Genomic DNA, 18,476 nt, shown 5'->3' on the forward strand with positions numbered 1-18,476 from the left:
GGCGAACACCGTAGAACCCTGGTCCGGTTGGGGGCCCGGATGCCGAGGGGGGCATCATGCAACCGGGGGTCGCTGTTCCATGTCTATATAAGGTGTGGATGCCGTGGTGACAGCAACCCACCACAGTTACGTCCGTGACGGTCGAGGGGGACCCGAGTGGGCGATGGAAGCGACGAAACACGCGTGATGCGCGTGTGGGGGGATGACTCATGACGTCGACGCCGACGGGCGCCGGGCAGGACCACGACCCGTCCCAGACCACGCAGCTGAGAGTGCCTGCGCATCGGACCTGGAACACGGGCTCCTTCCGCCGGATAAGGAAGGCGCTGCCGAGGTACGACTACGAGCACTACAGCCGGCTCGCGGGCCCCCTCACCCAGCCGGACCCGCACAAGCCGTACAAGGTGCAGTACCGCTCGCTGATCTCGCAGGAGCCGCACCGCATCCGGGTCGCCCTGATGCTGGCCGCGGCCCCGCTGCTGTCGGTGGTGCTGCTGGTCTGGCTGCTGCAGCCCACGCACTGGACCGAGCGCGACTACGTGGCCTTCGACTGGCTGCCCGCGCTCGACATCGTGATGCTCGTCTCGATCGGCCTGATCGAGCTGTTCCGCTGCCTGAACGTGCTGTCGAACGCGCACGCCACCCTGGTCGCCCGGGACCCGATCCCGGTGGTGCCGGAGACCGGCACCCGGGTCGCCTTCCTCACCTCCTTCGTGCCCGGCAAGGAGCCGCTGGAGATGGTGACGAAGACCCTGGAGGCGGCCGTGAAGATCCGCCACCGCGGTCTGATGCACGTCTGGCTCCTCGACGAGGGCGACGACCCCGAGGTGAAGGCGGTCTGCGAGCGCCTCGGCGTGCACCACTTCTCCCGCAAGGGCGTCGCGAAGTGGAACATGCCCAAGGGCCCGCACCGCGCCAAGACCAAGCACGGCAACTACAACGCCTGGCTGGACGCGCACGGCGGCGACTACGACTTCTTCGCCTCGGTCGACACCGACCACGTGCCGCTGCCCAACTACCTGGAGCGGATGCTCGGCTTCTTCCGCGACCCGGACGTCGGCTTCGTCATCGGCCCGCAGGTCTACGGCAACTACGACAACCCGATCACCAAGGCCGCCGAGTCGCAGCAGTTCCTCTTCCACGCGCTGATCCAGCGCGCGGGCAACCGGTACGGCTCCCCCATGTTCGTGGGCACCTCGAACGCGGTCCGCATCAGCGCGCTCAAGCAGATCGGTGGTCTGTACGACTCGATCACCGAGGACATGGCGACCGGCTTCGAGATCCACCGCCACAAGAACCCGGCCACGGGCCGCAAGTGGCGCTCGGTCTACACCCCGGACGTGCTCGCGGTGGGCGAGGGCCCGAACGCCTGGACGGACTTCTTCACCCAGCAGATGCGCTGGTCGCGAGGGACGTACGAGACGATCCTCAAGCAGTACTGGAAGGGCTGGTACTCGCTCCCGCCGAGCAAGCTCTTCAACTACACGATGATGATCATCTTCTACCCGATGTCGGCCCTGAACTGGATCCTGGCGGCGATGAGCTGCTGCCTGTTCCTGGGCCTGGGCGCCTCGGGCGTCAACATCGACCCCGCCGTCTGGCTGATGCTCTACGGCAACGCCTCCGCGCTCCAGATCGGCCTGTACGTCTGGAACCGCCGCCACAACGTCTCGCCGCACGAGCCGGAGGGCTCCGGCGGTGTGGCCGGCATGGTGATGTCCGCGCTGTCGGCGCCGCTGTACGCGAAGGCGCTCATCGACTCCGTGCTGCGCCGCAAGAGCAAGTTCGTGGTGACGCCCAAGGGCGACTCGGCCAGCCCGGACACGCTGTTCGGCACCTTCCGGTACCACTGGTACTTCATCGTGATCTTCGGCGGCTCGATCGCCGCGGGCTTCGTCTACGGACACGCGCACCCCGCGATGATCATCTGGGCGACGTTCGCGCTGCTGATCACCGCGTCGCCGATGTTCGCCTGGCGCCACGAACTGCGGAAGGCGAAGAAGCAACCGCCGGCCGTGGCGGCGGAGCCCGAGTCACGGGCCCCGTCGCAGCAGCGGTTCGCAGCCGCGGACGCGGCACCCGGGCAGGCGCACGCGCCGCACACACCGCAGCAGAAACCCAGCTGGGCCGCCTCCGACGGAGGCGACGACCAGACCATGCAGATCGCCCTTGGTGGACTTGGGGGACGTAAGGAATGAAAGACCGTGCCGGCCGCCGCCGCGCCCGTCGCTTCGCGATAGGTACGGCGGTGGTAGTCGCGCTGGCCGGGATGAACGGGCCGTGGCTCTACCGCTTCGGAACCGAGAAATACCACCAGTACAAGATCAACAAGCCGGAGTACAAGGCCGCCAACGGCAAGTGGGAGATCATCGAGTTTCCCGAGGAGTACCGGCAGAACACCATCCACGCGGCGCTGCTGCGCACCGGCAAGGTGCTGCTCGTCGCGGGGTCGGGCAACAACCAGGACAACTTCGACGCGAAGCAGTACGACACCCGGATCTGGGACCCGGTCAAGGGGTCCATCAAGAAGGTGCCGACGCCCACCGACCTGTTCTGCACCGGCCACACCCAGCTCGCCAACGGCAACCTGCTGATCGCGGGCGGCACCAAGCGGTACGAGAAGCTCCAGGGCGACGTCACCAAGGCCGGCGGCCTGATGATCGTCCACAACGAGAACCCGGACAAGCCGATCACCCTGCCGGCGGGCACCAAGTTCACCGGCAAGGAGAACGACAAGACCTTCGTCTCCAAGGACCCGGTGCTGGTGCCCCGTGCCGAGAAGGTCTTCGACAAGGCGACCGGCAGGTTCCTGCGCAACGACCCGGGCATCGGCCGGATCTACGTCGAGGCGGAGAAGAGCGGCCAGAAGTACCAGACGGGTACCCAGGACAACTACAGCGTCCAGGGCCTGTCGGGCGCGGACGCGAAGAACACGTACGGCATCGCGGAGAAGCTCGCCCTCGACAAGAAGGACTTCCAGGGCATCCGGGACGCCTTCGAGTTCGACCCGATCGCCGAGAAGTACATCAAGGTCGACCCGATGAACGAGGCCCGCTGGTACCCGACGCTCACCACCCTGAGCGACGGCAGGATCCTCAGCGTCTCCGGCCTCGACGACATCGGCCAGATCGTCCCGGGCAAGAGCGAGGTCTACGACCCGGAGACCAAGGAGTGGGAGTACACCGGCAAGATCCGCCAGTTCCCGACGTACCCGGCGCTGTTCCTGATGCAGAACGGCAAGATCTTCTACTCGGGTGCGAACGCCGGCTACGGCCCCGCCGACGTGGGCCGCGACCCGGGCGTCTGGGACCTGGAGGACAACAAGTTCACCAAGGTCCCCGGCCTGAGCGACCCGGACATGCTGGAGACCGCGAACTCCGTGCTGCTGCCGCCGGCCCAGGACGAGAAGTACATGGTGATCGGCGGCGGCGGGGTCGGCGAGTCCAAGAAGTCCAGCGAGAAGACCCGGATCGTCGACCTGAAGGCCGACGACCCGAAGTTCGTGGACGGGCCGTCGCTGGGCACGGGCACCCGCTATCCGCAGGCGTCGATCCTGCCCGACGACAGCGTGCTGGTCTCCGGCGGCTCGGAGGACTACCGGGGCCGCAGCGACTCCAACATCCTGGAGGCCCGGCTCTACCAGCCGGAGACGAACGAGTTCGAGCAGGTCGCCGACCCGCTGGTCGGCAGGAACTACCACTCCGGTTCGATCCTGCTGCCCGACGGGCGTCTGATGTTCTTCGGGTCGGACTCGCTCTACGCCGACAAGGCCAACACCAAGCCCGGCAAGTTCGAGCAGCGCATCGAGATCTACACGCCGCCGTACCTGTACCGGGACTCGCGGCCCGACCTGTCGAGCGGTCCGGAGACGATCGAGCGCGGTGAGTCCGGCACGTTCACCTCGCGGGCGGCCTCGACGATCAAGAAAGTGCGGCTGATCCGGCCGAGCGCCTCGACGCACGTCACGGACGTCGACCAGCGGTCGATCGCGCTGGACTTCAAGGCGGACGGGGACAAGCTGACGGTGACGGTGCCGGAGAACAAGAACCTGGTCCAGTCGGGGTGGTACATGATGTTCGTGACCGACGGGGAGGGCACGCCGAGCAAGGCGGAGTGGGTGCACGTGCCGTAGCGCCGCGCGGCGTCGCCGCGTACGCCGGAGCCCCGCGCCCCTCCCGGGTGCGGGGCTCCGTGCGCTACTCGGAGGCCGCGGCCAGCTTCTGCGCGTACTCCGGCCACCACTCGCCCGCCTTCGGGCCGCCCTTGCACTCGCCGTCCGACTCTCCCGGCCGCTTGACCCACAGGTAGGCGTCCACCAGCGGGTCGGCCGTCTTCGTCGTCGGGGTCTCGCCGAGGGCCCGGCCCGGCGGGTTGCACCAGCGTTCGCCCGGGTCGCCCTCGGTGTAGGGGCCGTTGCCGTTGCGGCTGGTGTCGATGACGAAGTGCTTGCCGTCGACCTTGGCGGAGAGCTGCTTGCCGTAGGCGATGGAGTCCTCGGTCGTGTAGAAGTTCGAGACGTTGACCGAGAAGCCGTCGGCCTGGTCGATGCCCGCCCACTTCAGCGGCTCGAAGATCTGGTCGGGGTTGCCCCAGCCGGCGTTGCCCGCGTCCAGGTAGACCTTGGTGTTCTTCAACGCGGTGAGCTTGGCGATGGCGCCCTTGAGGAGGTCGTAGCGCTCCTCGTGGAACTGCTCCGGGGTGCAGCCGTCCACCAGGTGGAGCACCGCGTCCGGTTCCAGGATGACGGTGGCGGGGCGGTCGCCGATGCCCTTGGCCACGCCGTCGACGAAGGCACGGTAGGCGTCGCCGTCGGCGGCGCCGCCGCCCGAGTACTGGCCGCAGTCGCGGTGCGGGATGTTGTACAGGACGAGCAGCGCGGTGCGTCCGGCCTCGTCGGCGGCCTCGGTGAAGCCGCGGGCCTGCTCCTCGGGGTTCTCCGGCCGGATCCACTCGCTGGTCGGCTGCTCGGCGATCTTGCGGATCTGCGCGGCCTGGTCCTTCTTGTCGGACTTCTCCAGGGCCGCCAGCTGCTGGGCCGCGTTGCCGTCGGGATTGACCCAGAACGGACCGGCGTCCTTCGGCTGCTGCGTTATCCCGGCACCCGCGTTCTTGTCCTTGTCCTTGTCCTTGTCCTCGCCGTCCGAGGACGAGGAGCAGCCCGCGAGCAGCAGTGCCGCCCCCAGCGCCACCGCGGACGCTCGCCTCGTGGACAAAGCTCCGGCCCCCCTGCTGCCGTACATCCAACCCCCCTGGGTGCACTGTTCCAAGGGTCAATCGTGACATACGCCTGTGGCACCCACGAGGGCCCCGGGTACCGGTCCGCGGGTTACCGGGAGCCGGTGCCCGTGAGGTACGCCGAGACGACGACGTTGGCCGTGTAGCCGCCGGTGGCGCGGTCGAAGGTGCCGCCGCAGGTGATCAGGCGGAGTTCGGCGCGGCCCGTGCGGTGCGGCCCGTAGGCCTGCTGGGCGTCGAAGCCGTCGCGGGTGTGGACCTGGACGTCGTCGACGGTGAACTCGGCGACTTCGGTGTCGTCGCGGGCCACCCGGATCGTCTCGCCGGGTTCCAGGGTGCTGAGCTCGTGGAAGACGGCGGGCCGGGTCTCGGTGTCGACGTGGCCGACCATCAGCGCGGTCCCCGCCGCGCCCGGGGTCACCCCGGCCGCGTACCAGCCGACGGAGCCGGGCCGGTCGAAGGGCGGTGGTTCGATGGCGCCCTTGGCGTCGAGGCCGCGGGCCACGACCGGGGCGCGGACGCCGAGTGCGGGGATGTCGAGCCGCTGCGGCAGGGCGTCGCCGAGGGGGTCGTGGGCAGGGGGCAGCGGTACGTCGGGCGGGCGGCCGGCCGCCGCCATGTCGCCGGTGGCCGGCCGGGACACGCCCTCGCGGACGTCGGTGGCCTCGCGGCCCCACAGCCACAGTCCGAGGAGCAGCACCACCCAGGCGATGCCGGTCACCAGGCGGGGGGCGCCGACGGCGTGTCGGGGGTCCTGTCCGGACATGGTCGGTCAGTCCGTCCCACGGCTCCGGCCGCGGACGCCGCGCAGCGCGACGGCGACGGCTGCGATGCCCGCGAGGACCAGACCGGTCACGGTGTGCGCCGTGCCGGGAGGCTCCGGGCGGGCCTCGTCCCGGGAGTCGGCGGCGGCCAGGTGCCGCGCTGTGCCGCCGCCGCCCGCGTCGACGGGGGCGACGGGCGAGGCGGGGGCGGTGGGGGCGGTGCGTGCGGTGGGGGCGGTGCGTGCGGTGGGGCTGTCCGGGTGCCGTCGGTCGACGTCGCCGCCGGGCGTGGGCGTGGACGGCGCGGACGGTGCGGGCGGTGCGGGCGTGGGCGGTGCCTCCGAGGTGCCCGGGCCGTCCACCTCGTACGCGGCCGGCGTGCTCGTCCCGGCCGCCCCCACCACGGCCGCCTCGGCCGCCCCGACCGGTGCGAGCGCCGCGGTGAGCGCGGCCGCGGCACAGAGAGTGACCTTCATCGAGCCCATCGTGTACCTCCAGTTACCTGGAGACTCCCCCGCGAACCGGGCCCCCGCATCCCGCGCGGGGCCCGGCTGCTCCGAACGGGTGACACCGCGGGAGCGCGGGTTTACGTGGGCCTACCTGTTTCACACGGTGCTGTCACGCGCTGCTTTCACGCGGCTGCACGGCCTTCAGATCCGCTCGACGAGGTCGGCGATGGAGTCGACTACCTTGGACGGGCGGTACGGGAAGTCCTCGACCTGCTCCGGCCGGGTCAGGCCGGTGAGGACGAGGAAGGTCTGCATCCCGGCCTCCATCCCGGCCAGCACGTCGGTGTCCATGCGGTCACCGATCATCGCGCTGGTCTCGGAGTGGGCGCCGATCGCGTTGAGCCCGGTGCGCATCATCAGCGGGTTGGGCTTGCCGGCGAAGTACGGCTGCTTGCCGGTCGCCTTGGTGATCAGCGCGGCCACCGCGCCGGTCGCCGGCAGCGGCCCCTCGGTGGAGGGGCCGGTCTCGTCGGGGTTGGTGCAGATGAACCGGGCGCCCGCGTTGATCAGCCGTACCGCCTTCGTCATGGCCTCGAAGGAGTACGTGCGGGTCTCGCCCAGGACCACGTAGTCGGGTTCGTGGTCGGTGAGGATGTAGCCGATGTCGTGCAGGGCGGTGGTCAGGCCGGCCTCGCCGATGACGTACGCCGAGCCGCCGGGCCGCTGGTCGTCCAGGAACTTGGCGGTGGCCAGCGCCGAGGTCCAGATGGACTCGATCGGCACCTCCAGCCCCATGCGGCGCAGCCGGGCGTGCAGGTCGCGCGGGGTGTAGATCGAGTTGTTGGTGAGGACCAGGAAGGGCTTGCCGGATTCGCGGAGCCTCTTGATGAAGGAGTCGGCGCCGGGGATCGGCACGCCCTCGTGGATGAGGACCCCGTCCATGTCGGTGAGCCACGACTCGATGGGCCTGCGTTCTGCCATGTGCGGGATCTCCTGCCGTACGCGGTCCTGCGTGCGCCCCAGCCTAAACGGCGGCCCGATCACGGGGAACGGTCAGTCCACAGGTCGGTTCCCGGGCCCGTGCGCGGGTCGGTTCCCGGGCCCGTGCGCGGGTCGGTTCCCGGGCCCGTGCGCGGGTCAGTTCCCGGTCGCCTCCTTCCAGGCGTCCACGTACGACGTGAGGTTCTCCTCGATGTCGTCCCAGTCGGGCTCGAAGACGTCGACGCCGTCCATCAGCCGGGTGAGCGCGATGGCGTTGGCGTCGGTGGCCTTGACGTCCTGGCGGGCCGCGAAGCCGCCGCCGATCTCGCTGACCTGCTGCTGCGCCTTCTGGCTCAGCATGTGGTCGAGGAGCTTCTTCCCGTTCTCGCTGTGCGGGGCCTTGGTGACCAGGCCGGCCGCGTAGGGCAGGGCGAAGGTGGTGGGCTTTCCGCCCTCGCGGGCCGGGAACCAGATGCCGAGGTTCGGCATGGACTTCGACTGGGCGTAGTTCATCTGGACGTCGCCGTTGGCGACGAGGAGTTCGCCCTTGTCGACCTTGGGGGCGAGTTTCCCGGTGGAGGCGGACGGGCCGACGTTGTTGGCCTGGAGCTTCTTCAGGTACTCCATGGCCTGCTTCTCGCCGCCGAAGTCGTGCATGGCCTTGATGAGGACGGCGGTGCCGTCGCCGGCGACGCCGGGGGTGGAGTACTGGAGCTTGTTCTCGTACGAGCCGTCGAGCAGTTCCTCCCACGTGGTGGGGGCCTGCTTCAGTTCCTTCTTGTTGTGGATGAAGCCGAAGTAGTTGTTGACGACGGCGGTCCAGGTGCCGTTCGCGGCCTTGTCGGCGCCGCTGACCTGCTCGACGCCCTTGGGGGCGTACTTCTGGAGCAGGCCCTTGGTGTCGGCCTGCTGGATGAACGGCGGGAGGGTGACGAGGACGTCGGCCTGCGGGTTGCGCTTCTCGCGGACGGCGCGCTGCACCATCTCTCCGGAGCCGCCCTCGACGTACTCGACCTTGATGCCGGTCTCCTTCTCGAAGTCGTCGAAGACCTGGTCGTACCAGCCGTCGCCGTTCTCGCCCTTGAGGCCGTCGGCGCTGTAGACGGTGACGACGTTCTCGTCGGAGGCGGCGGTGCCGGTGCCGCAGGCGGTGAGCGGGAGGGCGAGGACGCAGAGGGCGGCGAGCGGCTTGACGGCGTTCTGGGGCATGGCGAGGTGGACTCCTTGCGCGCGGGTGGGGAAGGGGGTCAGCGGTACGAGGCTCTGGTGCGGATCCGGGAGACCGCGAGGAGGACCAGCACGGTGGCCGCCATGAGGACCACGGCGATCGCCGAGCCGGTGAACAGGGCACCCCGGTCGGTGGACGCGTAGATCAGGACGGGCAGCGGGGTCCAGTCGGGCGGGTAGAGCATCATCGTGGCGCTCAGCTCGCCCATGGACAGGGCGAAGCAGAGTCCGGCGGCGGCGGTCAGGGACGGCAGCAGCAGCGGCAGTCTCACCCGCCACAGGACGTACGCCGGGGAAGCGCCGAGGGAGGCGGCGGCCTGCTCGTAGGCCGGGTCGAGGCGGGTGATCGCGGCGGAGACGGACTGGTGGGCGAAGGCGGTGACCAGGACCGTGTGGGCGATGATCACGATCCACCGGGTGCCGTTGAGCAGCATCGGCGGCTGGGAGAAGGCGACGAGGGTCGCGAGGCCGACGACGACGGAGGGCACGGCGAGGGGCAGCACGAACAGGGCGTCGAGCACCTTGCGGTGCCGCTTCTTCAGCGCCGCCGCGGCGAGGGCGGCCCAGGTGCCGGTGGCGAGGGCGAGCAGGCTGGCGGTGACGGCGGTGACCAGGCTGGTGGTGAGCGCCTGGAGGGCCTCGCCGCGGGTGGCCGCCTGGTAGTTGGCGGTCGTCATCCCGGAGGGCAGGACGCTGGACCAGTTGGTGGCGAAGGAGGCGCCGAGGACCACGAGCAGCGGCAGGGCGAACAGGGGCAGGAAGAGGAGGAGGAAGACCGCCCACACGGCCCACCTCGCCCCGCGGCTATGCACCAGCACGGCGGCTCACCACCCGGTAGAGGCTGTAGAGGCCCACGGAGATCAGGACGTTGACGACGGCGACCACGCAGGCGCCCGGGTAGTCGGACTCCAGGATCGCCTTGCCGTAGACGAGCGTCGGCAGGGTCGTGACGCCCTTGGCGCCGGTGAAGAGCACGATGCCGAACTCGTTGAGGCACAGGACGAGGACCAGGCTGCCGCCGGCCGCGAGGGCGGGCAGCGCCTCGGGCAGGATGATCCGCCGGATGATGCGCGGCGCGCGGGCGCCCAGCGAACTGGCGGCCTCCAGCTGGCCGGTGTCCAGCTGCGAGAAGGCGGCGAGCAGCGGGCGCATCACGAACGGCGTGAAGTACGTGATCTCCGCGAGCAGCACACCCCACGGCGTGGTCAGGAACTGGAACGGCCCCTCCGCGGCGCCCGTGGCGTCGGTCCACGCGCCGTTGGCCATGCCGACCGTGCCGTAGATGAAGAGCAGGGCGAGCGTGATCAGGAAGGACGGGAAGGAAAGGAAGACGTCGATGAACCGCGCCACCGCCTTCGCCCCGGGGAACGGCACGAACGCGATGACCAGCGCGAGGACGAACCCGAGCACCAGGCACCCGACGGTGGCGGCCACCGCCAGCCACACGGTGGTCCACAGAGCTTCCCGGAACGCCCCCGAGGCGAAGACGTCGGCGTAGGGCTGGAGCGAGGTGCCGCCTGCGTCGGGCTGGAAGGACTGCTGGACGACGAGGGCGAGGGGGTAGAGGAAGAAGAGGGCGAGGAGGGCGACGGGGGGCAGGGCCCAGACCCAGGCCGGGACCGCGGCACGGGTCCGTTCCTTCGTGACCGGTGTGCTGATCGTCGTACTAGCCATGGCCGCCCACCTCGGCCGGAAGCAGCACCGCGTCGTCGGGGGCGAAGTGCAGGGTGACCTTGTCCCCGTGCGCGGGCGGGTCCCGCAGTTCACGGAGGTCGGCCATGACCCGGTGCCCGGCGACGTCGACGTAGAGGCGGTGTGTCGCACCCCGCCACTGGATCTCCGCCACCGTCCCGGTGAGCCGGTTGGGGCCGCCGTCCTCGCCGAGTCCGACGAGGTGGGGGCGTACGCACAGGGTGGCCGACGCGCCCCGCGCGACACCGCCCGTGTCCACCTCGATGTCGGTGCCGGCAAAGGACACTCCGCCCGCGCCCACCGTCACCGGCAGCAGGTTCGCGTTGCCCACGAAGGACGCCGTGAACTCGTTGGCGGGCGCCCGGTACAGCTCCCGGGGGGTGCCGCAGGCCTGGAGGCGGGCCCTGTCCATCACGGCGATCCGGTCGGCGAGGGTGAGGGCCTCCACCTGGTCGTGGGTGACGTAGAGGATCGACACGTCGGGCAGCTCGCGGTGCAGGCGGGCCAGTTCGGCGAGCATGCCGGAGCGCAGCTGGGCGTCGAGCGCGGACAGCGGTTCGTCGAGGAGCAGGACGTCGGGCCGGATGGCGAGCGCGCGGGCGATGGCGACGCGCTGCTGCTGGCCGCCGGACAGCTCGCGGGGGTAGCGGCGGGCGTAGGCGCCCATGCCGGTCATGTCCAGCGCCTCGGAGACACGGGTGCGGATCTCGGCCCTGGCGACCTTGCGGGCCTTCAGGCCGAAGGCGACGTTGTCCTCCACCCGCATGTGCGGGAACAGGGCGTACTGCTGGACGACCATGCCGATGCCGCGCCGGTGCGGGGGCAGGTCGGTGACGTCGCGGTCGCCGAGCAGGACCCGCCCCGAGGCGGGCCGTACGAACCCGGCGACCGCTCGCAGCGCGGTGGTCTTGCCGGATCCGGACGGCCCGAGGAGCGCCATGACCTCGCCGGGTTCGACGGTGAGGTCCAGGGCGTCGAGCACGACGTTGCCGTCGTAGGCGACGGTCACCTTGTCGAAGCGGATGCCGCTGGTAGTGACGGTGCGGGCGGCGCTGGCGTTGGTGGCGGCGGCGGTGGTGGTGGCGCCCATCAGCCGGCTCCCCGCAGGAGGGCGGGCAGGTCGGCGACGGAGTCGAGGACGTGGCTCGCGCCCGCCTCGCGGAAGGCGTCGTCGCCGTGGGCTCCGGTGCGCACACCGGCGACGAGTCCCGCGCCGGCCCGTACGCCGCTGATCACGTCGTACGAGGTGTCGCCGACGACGGCGACCTGGCGTACGGCGTCGGCGGCCCCGGTGCGCAGGAAGGCCGCCAGCACCATGTCCGGGTACGGCCGTCCGCGCCCGCCCGCGTCGGCCGGGCACAGGGTGAGCGGCACCAGGTCGCGCCAGCCCAGGGCGCCGAGGATGGCGTCCTGGGTGACCCGGGCGAAGCCGGTGGTCAGGACGACGGTGCGGCCGTCGGCCGTCAGCTCCTCGACGGCCTCGCGGGCGCCGGGGACGGGCGCGATCAGGCCGCCGTCGACGAGTTCGCCGTACGCCTTCTCGAAGGCCGCGTTGGCGTGCTGGGCGCGGTCCTCGTCGCCGAACAGGTGCCGGAAGACGGAGATCTTGGACTCGCCCATGGTGGCGCGGACGTAGTCGAGCTTCTCGGTGTGGTCGGGGGTGCCGGGCTCGACGCCCAGCTCGCGGGCGGCGGCGTCGAAGGCGCGCTCGACGAGGCCGCCGTCGGCGACGGTGGTGCCGGCCATGTCGAGGACGACGAGGCGGATGTCCGTCGTGGTCGCGGCCCCGGTCGTGGTCGTGGTCATAGGGGTGTTCACCAGCCCAGTTCGTTCGCGGTGGTCTCGGCTATCGCGGGTGAGCAGGTCATGCCGCGCCCGCCGGGCCCGGTGACCAGCCACACCCCGTCGCGGACCTGCTGCCGGTGCACGACCCGGCTCTTGTCGGTGCACTGCGCGTACACCCCGGCCCAGCGGCGGCGGACCTTCGGCAGCGGACGGCCGAGGAGGGACTCGACGACACCGGTGAGGTGCTCGTAGGGGTCCTCGACGGTGTCGAAGGCGAAGGGGTGCTCGTACTCGTGGGTGTCGCCGATGGTCAGACCGCCGTCCGCGCGCTGCACCATCAGCAGCTGCATCTTGTGCTCCGCGGCCGTGGCCGGCTGCGGAGCGCGCGCGTTCAGCTCGTCCAGGGCGGGCGAGCCGTAGGCGGGGTAGTAGCGGAAGCTGTCGGCGTCGGCGACCGAGGTGGTCAGCGGTTCGCCGAGGGGGTCGGTCTGCATCATCTGGAGGCGGACCCGGCGCACGGGCAGGTCGGGCCCGGCCAGCTCGCGGACCAGGCCCCCGAGCCAGGCGCCGGTGCACAGGACGACGACGTCGCCGGTGTGCGTGTCGCCGTGGTCGTCGCGGACGGCGTTCTCGCCGATGACGTCGCGGACCTCGCGGCCGGGCAGGAAGGTGTACTTCGGTGACTTGAGCAGTTCGGCGCGCAGGGCGAGCTGGGCGGTGCGCGGTTCGACCGCCGCGTCGCGCTCGCAGTACAGCGCGGCGTCGAAGTCACCGCGCAGGGCGGGGTTCAGGGCGCGGGCCTCACCTGGGGTGAGGAGCTTGTGGCCGCGGGCGGCGGCGTCCGGGCGGGCGACGGCCGCCTCGGCGACCGCGCGTTCCAGGTCGCCGCGGACGGGGGTCAGGGAGCCGTTCGGGCGGAAGCCCAGCGCCGGGACGCGGCCGCCGATCTCCTCCCACAGCTCCCGCGCCCGCAGCGCGGTCTCCAGCTCCTCTCCACCCGCGCGGCCACTGACCCAGATCTGGCCGAAATTGCGCAGTGAGGCGCCGCGGGCCTCGGTCTCGCGCTCGATCTGTACGACCTCGTGGCCGCGGTTCACTGCGTGCCAGGCGTGCATGGTGCCCACCACGCCGGCTCCGACGACTATCACTCTCACGACCGCAACGCTCCTCGCCATCAGGGAACCGGAGGAATCCGGCTGACAACGAGAGCGTGAACTGGTCGCCACGTTTGGGCTAGACCCGTTATCTTTCCGTTATGTGAATTCGGGGTGCGGTGGTGTGGCGAGGGGCGGTTTTCAGCCGCGCAGATGGGCCGTGAAGGAGAAGCGGTCGCCCCGGTACAGCGTCCGTACGCGTTCCAGCGGGCGGCCCTCCGTGTCCCGCGAGACCCGGTGGATGAGCAGCATCGGGAGGGCCGGCGGGGTGCCGATGAGCAGGGCCTCGCGCGGGGTGGCGAGCACGGTCTCGATGCGTTCGTCGGCGTCACCGAAGGCGATGCCCTGCTCGGCGAGGTGGGCGTAGAAGGAGGAGTCGGGGTCGAACGCGGTGTCCAGGTCGGGGATGCGGGCCACGGCGACGTAGGTGCTCTCCAGGCCGACCCGCTCGTCGTCCGCGAGCAGCACGCGCTCCAGGTGCCAGACGGGCTCCCCGCGCCTGAGGCCGGTCTCGGCGGCGAGCGCCTCGGGGCAGGGGAAACGGTCGAGGGTGACGAGCGCGCGGCCGGGGGTGCGGCCCTGGCGCCGGACGCCCTCGGTGTAGCTGGCCAGCGACAGCGGCTGCGCCAGTTTGGGGCCCGCGACCACCGTGCCGCGTCCCTGCCGGCGCAGCTTGCCCTCCAGCACGAGTTCACGCAGCGCCTGCCGGACGGTCTCGCGGGCGACCTCGTACCGCTCGGAGAGGTCCCGTTCGGTGGGGATGGCGCTGCCCTCCCCCAGTTCGCCGACCAGACGGTCGATCCGCGCCTTGACGGCGTAGTACTTCGGCACGCGGCCGTGTTCCGGGATTCCGGAGCGTACGGGGGCGCCCGGGGCCTGGTCGTTCGGGTAGTCCACGCAGGGATGGTCGCAGACGGGGTGGCGGGGGTCGCGGGGTGTCCCGGCTTCAGCGTCCTCGCCCGCCCCTGCGTCCGGTGCGCGGCTGCGGCGTCGTGACGTCAGGGGCGTCTCTGCGGCTGCGGCGGCGCGGCGGCTGCGGCGTCAGCGGCGGCTGCGGCGTCAGCGGCGTCTGCGGGCCAGCAGTACGGCCGCGCCGCCGGCGGCGACGAGCAGGACGGTGGCGCCCAGGGCCGCGTCCGCCCGTCCCAGACCGGTGCCGGCGAGTTCGTCGGCGAACGGGAGGCCGGTGCCCTGGTCGTCCGGGGTTGCGGCGGCGGAGGGCGCGGCGGGGTCGGTGGGGGCGGCGGAATCGGTGGGACGGGCGGGGTCGGTGGGACGGGCGGGGCCGGTGGGACGGGCGGGGCCGGTGCTCGTCGCGGCGGCCGACTCGCCGGTCCCGACCCGGAAGCGGTAGTCGTTCGACTGGCCGATCCACTCGCCGTCGCCGCCACGGCGCTGGACCACGGCCGCGTTGGCGGTGACCTGGTTGGGGGCGGTGTCCGAGGTGAGCGCGAGCCGCACCTTGACGGTGAGGGTCTCGCCGGGGCCGACGGTGAAGCCGGGGAACCCGTCGGCACCTTCACCCTCGGCACCTTCACCCTCGACGCCGTCGCCGTCGCCCTCGCCCTCGACGCCGTCGCCCTCACCGAACGCGCCGATCAGCTCGTCCCGGTCGGTCGTCTCGAAGTCGACGGGGTGCGGGCGGGAGCCGTCGTAGAACTCCAGGCGGGGCTGCGACGGCTCCAGTGCCCGCTTCTCGTCGACGAGGACGACGACCGGGTGGATGCCCTCGCAGGTGCGGGAGGTGGTGTTGGTGAGGTCCAGATACCAGGTGCCGTGGCCACCGCCCGCCTCGTAGCCGGCGGGGCCGCCGTGGATGCGGGTGGTGAGGGGGAAGGTGTGGTCGTCCGGGGCCGTGCAGGCGGGAAGCGGCTCATCGGGGCCCGCGTGCGCGGGGACGGCGGGCGCGAGGGCGGCGGACGCGGAGGCGGCGAGGAGGGCGGCTGCCGCCGCCGGGCGGGGGGACGCGGGCGTGAACAGTCGCATAAACACATGAGCGTGCCGGTGGATCGCGGTTTCGGGCACCGCCAATCGGGCCACGACACCCGGACGGAGCACGAGCGCCCCTCGATCGGCACTGTTTCTCGCCAGACGGCGTGAAAGTGGCGCGATCACGCGTTGCCGCTCCGCCCCGTGAGCCGCAGCCTGAATGCGGGAGCGCTCCCAAACACCTTCCACCCCACTCCTGACGGCATGCGGAAAGAAGGACTCATGGACACAGTTGGTTGTCATATACATGCCCACCACTTATGGCGTCGCCTGTCGCTTGCCCTGACCGCTCTCGCCGCTGCTCTCCTGCTGATCACCCTGATCCCCGCGCCCCCCGCCACAGCCGCAGCCGCAGCCGAGGCCGCAGCCGGGGCCGGGGCCGGGGCCGCAGCCGGGGAGTCCTCCCCCGTCCCCCTCCCGTCGCTCAGCGCCACCACCACCCAGGTCGCCTCCGGGCTGAGACGGCCCACCGCCATCGCCGCCCCCGACGACGGCACGGACCGGCTGTTCATCACCGAGAAGAGCGGCACCGTCCGCGTCTACCACCCGGACACCGGCCTGGCCGGGACCCCGCTGATCGACATCACCTCGTCCGTGGACGAGTCGGGCAACGAGCGCGGCCTGCTCGGCCTCGCCCTGCCGCCGGACTTCGCCGAAAGCCAGGACCTGTACCTGGCGTACACGGCGCTGCCCGACGGCGCGGTCACCCTCGCCCGTTACCGGCTCGACGAGTCCCGCCTGGAGGTCCTGCTCTCCCAGGAGCACGCCGAGTACAGCAACCACAACGGCGGCCAGCTCGCGTTCGGCCCCGACGGCCACCTGTACTGGAGCATCGGCGACGGCGGCGGCTCCGGCGACCCCTTCGACTCCGGGCAGCGGCTCGACACCCTGCTGGGCAAGATCATGCGCGTCGACGTGAGCCGCGCCTGCGCCCCGCTCGCGTACTGCGTCCCCGCCGACAACCCCTTCGTGGGCACCCCCGGCGCCCGTGCGGAGATCTGGCTGTACGGGCTGCGCAACCCGTGGCGGTTCTCCTTCGACGCCGTCGACGGCTCGCTGTGGATCGGCGACGTCGGCCAGGGCCACTGGGAGGAGATCGACCACATCGCCGCCGGACAGGGCGGACTGAACCTCGGCTGGTCCTGCTACGAGGGGCTGGAGAAGTTCGCCGACGGGGACTGCGTGCCCGGCGAGGAGTACACCGAGCCGGTCTTCACCTACTCCCCCTACACCGGCGGCTGCTCGGTCATCGGCGGCCACGTCTACCGGGGCGAGCGGTACGCCGACCTGGTGGGCGGCACCTACATCGCCACCGACTACTGCTCGTCCACCGTCTGGGCGCTGCGCCCCGACGGCCGGGGCGGCTACGAGGAGGCCGAGATCGGCCGGATGCCCACCCAGGTGACGAACATCGGCACGACGGTGGACGGCGAGTTCTACGTGGTGAACGACCTGCCCGGCGGCCTGCACCGGGTGTCGTTCGCACAGGAGGAGCCCACCTGCCGGGTGGACCGCACGGTGACGTCCTGGGGCACCGGCTCGACGGTGGACCTCACCATCACCAACACCGGTGACGCCCCGGTGAACGGCTGGACGCTCGAGTTCACGCTGGCCCCGGGGCAGACCGTCGTCTCCGACTGGAACACGGATCTGACCCAGTTGAGCAACACGGTCGAGGCGCGCGGCGCCACGCACAACGCCACGATCGCGCCGGGCGCGAGCGTCACGATGGGCTACCTCATCAGCCACACCGGTGACGCGTCGCCGCCGCCGCGGTTCATGCTCAACCAGGACGCGTGCGCGATGGGCAGCTGAGCGACGGTACGCGGTGCCGGTGCCCGGCTCCGGTAGCGGTGCCCGGCTCGGTGGCGGTGCCCGGCTCGGTGGCGGTGGCGGTATGCCGTCCGCGCGCCGGGAGTACGGTCCCGAAGGCTCTCGGCGGGAGAACCGGGCCGGGTCCGGGGGGCGCCCTCGTCAGGCGTCCCCCCGCCCGAACAGCGGGGCGAGCAGCAGCTGCGCGGCGCCCTCCGCGACCCCGCGCGTCCCGCCGGGCGCGATCCGCACCGGTACGGCGCCGTCGTGTCCGCCCTCGCGCCGGGCGCGGGCGTCGAGGACGGCGCCGACGCCGTGGACGAAGGCCTCGGGCGCGGCGGCGACGGTACGGCCGCCGAGCAGCACCAGGTCGATGTCCAGCAGTCCTACGAGGTTCGCGGCGCCCGCGCCCAGCACCCGCGCCGCCTCCGCGAGGTCGCCGCGGGCGACGGCCCCGAGGCACAGCGCCTCTATGCAGCCGCGGGCGCCGCAGGTACAGGGCGGCCCGTCCAGCTGGACGACCTGGTGCCCGAACTCACCGGCGCCGGTCCGGGCGCCCCGGTGCACGCCGCCGCCGAAGACGAGGCCGGCGCCGAGCCCCGTACCGAGGTGCAGGTAGGCGAAGGAGCCACCCGAGCCACCACCCTCTTCGCGACCGCCCTCTTCGCGGCCTTCGCCACCTCCGCGACCGCCCTCACCGCCGACCGCGAGGCCGAGCGCTGCCGCGTTGGTGTCCTTGTCGACGACGACCGGCACCCCGAGCCGCCTCGCCAACGCGTCCCGCAACGGAAACCCGTCCCACTCCGGGAACCCGGTGACCCGGTGCAGCACCCCCCGGACATGGTCGAGCGGCCCCGGCAGGGCGACGCCGAGGCCGAGGAGGGTGGGCGCGGTGGAGAGGGCACTCCCCGGCGGGGTCAGAGTGCCGGCGACCAGCTCCCGGGCCGCCCGCGCCACCGCCTCCAGCACGGCCTCCGCGCCCGCGCCCAGGTCCAGCGGGGAGCGCCGCTCCGCCACCACGGCGCCGTCGAGGTCGACCAGCACCGCCCGCAACTCGTCCCGGTCCAGGTGGACGCCGACCGCGTGGCCCGCACCCGGCTTCAGGCGCAGTACCGTGCGTGGCTTGCCGCCCGTGGACGCGCGGCGTCCCGCCTCGGCGGCGAGGCCCTCGTCCCGGAGCCGGGCGGTGATCTTGCTGACCGCCTGCGGGGTGAGCCCGGTCCGCTCGGCGAGTTCGAGCCGGCTGATGCCCCGGGCACCGGCGGTGCGCAGCAGGTCGAGTACCAGGGCGGTGTTGTGGCTGCGCAGGGCGAGCAGGTTGGCGCCACCCGCCGCACCCCGCATACCGCCGCCCCTCACAGAGCCCGCACCGGTACCGGCCCCCGCAT

16 protein-coding genes are annotated in these 18,476 nt (G+C 71.8%); 3 read left to right on the forward strand and 13 right to left on the reverse strand.

Going from position 1 to position 18,476, the window contains the following annotated elements:
- Positions 1-209: 209 nt before the first annotated feature.
- The gene (locus tag QC283_RS02275) at positions 210-2,198 is read left to right on the forward strand and encodes a glycosyltransferase family 2 protein (protein ID WP_279559588.1); all 1,989 of its coding nucleotides are present in this window, start codon (positions 210-212) and stop codon (positions 2,196-2,198) included.
- Entirely contained in the window at positions 2,195-4,132 is a 1,938-nt protein-coding gene (locus QC283_RS02280) for a kelch motif-containing protein (protein ID WP_279559589.1), read from the forward strand. Before QC283_RS02275 ends, QC283_RS02280 begins: the two co-directional genes overlap by 4 nt.
- A gap of 64 nt (positions 4,133-4,196) precedes the next feature.
- Here the strand turns inward: QC283_RS02280 and QC283_RS02285 are convergent, their stop codons facing one another.
- The 12 genes from QC283_RS02285 to QC283_RS02340 all read right to left on the reverse strand — a co-directional run bounded on the left by QC283_RS02285 (position 4,197) and on the right by QC283_RS02340 (position 15,273).
- The gene (locus tag QC283_RS02285; protein ID WP_279559590.1) at positions 4,197-5,240 is read right to left on the reverse strand and encodes a glycoside hydrolase family 6 protein; all 1,044 of its coding nucleotides are present in this window, start codon (positions 5,238-5,240) and stop codon (positions 4,197-4,199) included.
- Positions 5,241-5,326: 86 nt separating this feature from the next.
- Entirely contained in the window at positions 5,327-6,001 is a 675-nt protein-coding gene (locus tag QC283_RS02290; RefSeq protein ID WP_279559591.1) for a class F sortase, read from the reverse strand.
- Positions 6,002-6,007: 6 nt separating this feature from the next.
- Positions 6,008-6,484: a hypothetical protein gene (locus QC283_RS02295; protein ID WP_279559592.1), complete on the reverse strand. Its 477-nt coding sequence runs from the start codon at positions 6,482-6,484 to the stop codon at positions 6,008-6,010.
- Between the two features lie 165 nt (positions 6,485-6,649).
- Positions 6,650-7,429: an HAD-IIA family hydrolase gene (locus QC283_RS02300; RefSeq protein ID WP_279559593.1), complete on the reverse strand. Its 780-nt coding sequence runs from the start codon at positions 7,427-7,429 to the stop codon at positions 6,650-6,652.
- 156 nt (positions 7,430-7,585) lie between these two features.
- On the reverse strand, positions 7,586-8,638 hold the full coding sequence (locus QC283_RS02305; RefSeq protein WP_279559594.1) for a 2-aminoethylphosphonate ABC transporter substrate-binding protein: 1,053 nt from the start codon (positions 8,636-8,638) through the stop codon (positions 7,586-7,588).
- 38 nt (positions 8,639-8,676) lie between these two features.
- Entirely contained in the window at positions 8,677-9,474 is a 798-nt protein-coding gene (locus QC283_RS02310; RefSeq protein WP_279559595.1) for an ABC transporter permease, read from the reverse strand.
- Positions 9,461-10,330 (reverse strand): 2-aminoethylphosphonate ABC transporter permease subunit, encoded by an 870-nt coding sequence (locus QC283_RS02315; RefSeq protein WP_279559596.1) that lies wholly within the window; start codon positions 10,328-10,330, stop codon positions 9,461-9,463. The genes QC283_RS02310 and QC283_RS02315 overlap by 14 nt, the downstream gene beginning before the upstream one ends.
- Entirely contained in the window at positions 10,323-11,438 is a 1,116-nt protein-coding gene (locus QC283_RS02320; protein ID WP_279559597.1) for an ABC transporter ATP-binding protein, read from the reverse strand. The genes QC283_RS02315 and QC283_RS02320 overlap by 8 nt, the downstream gene beginning before the upstream one ends.
- The gene (locus tag QC283_RS02325) at positions 11,438-12,154 is read right to left on the reverse strand and encodes a phosphonatase-like hydrolase (RefSeq protein WP_279559598.1); all 717 of its coding nucleotides are present in this window, start codon (positions 12,152-12,154) and stop codon (positions 11,438-11,440) included. The genes QC283_RS02320 and QC283_RS02325 overlap by 1 nt, the downstream gene beginning before the upstream one ends.
- Before the next feature lie 8 nt (positions 12,155-12,162).
- Positions 12,163-13,287 (reverse strand): TIGR03364 family FAD-dependent oxidoreductase, encoded by a 1,125-nt coding sequence (locus QC283_RS02330; RefSeq protein WP_279559599.1) that lies wholly within the window; start codon positions 13,285-13,287, stop codon positions 12,163-12,165.
- A gap of 141 nt (positions 13,288-13,428) precedes the next feature.
- Positions 13,429-14,184: a GntR family transcriptional regulator gene (locus tag QC283_RS02335; protein WP_279559600.1), complete on the reverse strand. Its 756-nt coding sequence runs from the start codon at positions 14,182-14,184 to the stop codon at positions 13,429-13,431.
- A gap of 162 nt (positions 14,185-14,346) precedes the next feature.
- Entirely contained in the window at positions 14,347-15,273 is a 927-nt protein-coding gene (locus QC283_RS02340) for a hypothetical protein (protein ID WP_279559601.1), read from the reverse strand.
- A 225-nt stretch (positions 15,274-15,498) separates the two neighbouring features.
- On the opposite strand from QC283_RS02340, the gene QC283_RS02345 reads away from it, so the two are divergent.
- Positions 15,499-17,091: a PQQ-dependent sugar dehydrogenase gene (locus QC283_RS02345; RefSeq protein ID WP_279559602.1), complete on the forward strand. Its 1,593-nt coding sequence runs from the start codon at positions 15,499-15,501 to the stop codon at positions 17,089-17,091.
- Between the two features lie 159 nt (positions 17,092-17,250).
- Here the strand turns inward: QC283_RS02345 and QC283_RS02350 are convergent, their stop codons facing one another.
- Positions 17,251-18,432 carry an ROK family transcriptional regulator gene (locus QC283_RS02350; protein WP_279559603.1) on the reverse strand — a complete coding sequence of 394 codons (1,182 nt, stop codon included), beginning with the start codon at positions 18,430-18,432 and terminating at the stop codon, positions 17,251-17,253.
- Positions 18,433-18,476: the final 44 nt, after the last annotated feature.

It is taken from the genome of Streptomyces sp. DH41, from assembly GCF_029813785.1.
Classification (GTDB): Bacteria; Actinomycetota; Actinomycetes; order Streptomycetales; family Streptomycetaceae; genus Streptomyces.